1 protein-coding gene and 1 riboswitch are annotated in these 2,494 nt (G+C 66.0%); the gene reads right to left on the reverse strand.

Going from position 1 to position 2,494, the window contains the following annotated elements; all coding sequences use genetic code 11:
- Window positions 1-2,078 (reverse strand): TonB-dependent receptor (locus IFT87_RS20060; protein WP_342211215.1); only part of this gene is annotated, 2,078 nt, incomplete at its 3' end.
- Window positions 2,079-2,327: 249 nt separating this feature from the next.
- Window positions 2,328-2,494, reverse strand: a riboswitch (cobalamin riboswitch). This riboswitch is flagged as partial in the annotation.

The raw sequence follows: 2,494 nt of genomic DNA on the forward strand, positions 1-2,494 counted from the left end.
CGAAGCGAGACGTCGACCGCGCGGGGACGGCCGAGCACCCATTGCTGGTTGTTGTACGTGCTGATCGCATAGTTTCGGTCGAATAAATTGTAGCCGTGGATGTCGACCGCGAGCCGTGGCGTCACTGCATAGGAAAGCGTGGCATCGACCATGGTGTAGCTGGGGACGCGAAAGCTGTTGGCGTTGTCCGAATAGCGGCGCCCGACGTAGCGCAGCCCGGCGCGCGCCTGGAGCGCACGCGTTGCGTTCCAGCGCAGCCAGAGATTGGCGAGCGTCTCGGGGACGTCTGGCGGGGTGTTGCCGTCGAAGCTCGAGCCGCCGGAGACGAAGTCGTCGAACGTCGCGTTGAGCACGCTGCCGTTTGCATCGATCCCGACGCCGTAGGGCAGATCGAGCGATACCGCGGCCTCGATCCCCTTGGCAGATCGCTGGCCGACCTGCTCGACCGGGCTCGTCGGGGTCAACTGTGCCAGCAGGCGTTTCTTGACGATGCGATAGGCGGCGAGGGTGGCGGTGCCGCGACCGTCGAGGAACACGGCCTTCGCGCCGACCTCGACCTGATCGCCAACCGCGTTGCTGAACTGCACCTGCCCGGTCGAATAGGTGGTCAGCGTCCCCAGTGGGTCCACGCCGGTGGCATACTGCGCATAGAGCGACACCGTCGTGATCGGTTGATAGACGCTCCCGACCCGCCAGGTCAGATTGTGCAGTTGCTTGGCGAGCACGAACGTCTCGGTGCCGGTGCCGCCCGGATAGTCGATCGACCAGCGGCGGATCGTGTCGCGCTCGAAGCGGACGCCACCGACGATCGAGACGTGCGTTCCGAGCTTCAGCCGGTCCTCGGCGAAGACCGCATATTCGGTCGTGCGCGTGCGATAGCGCGGTGCGATGCCTTGCGTGTCGATGATCAGACCGGGATCGAACGCGAAGGGATCGACCTCCGAAACCTGCGGGTCAGACCCGAAATTGTGGGAATATGTCAGTTTGATAAGGTTGACATCGAAGCCCATGACCAAGTCGTTGCCGACGCCATCGGCGATGCCCGTCCTGAACGTCACGCTGCCCTGGTCGCCCCACTGCGTCTGATCATGGACGATGCCGGTCATGTCGGTACGCAGGATGCCACCGGGTGTGCCGGTGTTGCCACTGCCGTTGGCGCAGACCCCGTCTGCGGCGACCCAGCAATAGGTTTCGAGATTGAGCCAGGAGCGTTTGGAGCTGAGGCGATAGGCCTGGTTGCTGACGGTGACCACATCGCTCGGCGTCCAGTCGACCTGCAGGCTGGTGCGGTTGTCCCGGTAGCGGATGACGCCGTCGCGTGTGTTGTAGTTGCGCTCCCGGATGCGGTCGTCGAGCCGACCGTCGATCAGCGGCGTACCGAAATAGCGCATCGGCTTCTGGTCGCCATAATCGTCCCGCGCGGTGACGACGAGCGTGTCGGTCGGTGCCCAGCGCAGCGTGCCCGACACGGCATGGCTGCGCGACTGGCCGCGATCGACATAGCCGTCCGATCGGCGATAGCTGCCGTCGATGCGGTAGGAGAGGCGCTCGGTGATCGGCCCCCCTGCGCCCGCCGCGAGATGGAAGCTGTCCTGCGAGCCATAGCCGATCTCCCCCTCCACATGCGTCCGCTGCGTATCGGGTTTGCGCATCAGGACATTTACCGCGCCGCCCAGCGCGCCCTGGCCGTAGAGCACCGAGGCCGGGCCGCTCAGGATGTCGATCCGCTCGACCATCCACGGATCGGTCGGAAAGGTTATCGTGCCGGCAGCCGGGAACAGCCTTATACCGTCGATCAGCTGAAGCACGGATCCCTGGCCGCTGAAGCCGCGCGCGGCGAGCGCGGTGCCGCCATTGCCGGGGTTTCCGGCGTTGCTGATGCCCGGTGCGCGGCTCGTCGCGTCGATCACCGACAGGTCGCCGCGCGCGCGGATCGTGGCGCCATCGATGACCGAGATCGTCGCGGGGGTCTCGAGCGGCGTGAGCCCCAGGCGGCTGCCGGTCGCATTCGGCGTGGTGAGCGTGTCCTGGGCATGCTGTCCGACGATCAGGATGTCCTTGGTATCGGGATCCGGCACGGACTGGGCGTGGACTTGTGCTGCGAAGACAGGCGACAGAATAGCCCCCGCGAGCGCGAGGCGAGACAATAGGAACGGCATTACGGTAATCCCCCGGGCGTCTGGCGAACCCGGCAGGGACCTCCCGCGAACGGCCGACATCCGCGCCAGCCGGACGCGATTGCGACCGGCACGCATGCCCGTGCGGTCCCCACCGCACACGTCGTCGCTCGACGGAGTACCGTGCCGCGGCCACCCCCTGGGCCAGGCAAGAGCGACCAGACGCCGGCAGGTCTCCTGGCTCACGGGTCATCACACGATGCACGGCCTTCCCAGGCCCTCATGACGAAACGTCTGGCCCAGTGGCTGCTCCTTCCTTTGCAGGAAGAAGCGAAATGCATCGCGCTCGCCGCTTACAGTTGCAGGGACAGCCTCGG

It is taken from the genome of Sphingomonas sp. CFBP 8765, from assembly GCF_014841445.1.
In the GTDB taxonomy this organism is placed as follows: Bacteria; Pseudomonadota; Alphaproteobacteria; order Sphingomonadales; family Sphingomonadaceae; genus Sphingomonas; species Sphingomonas aerolata.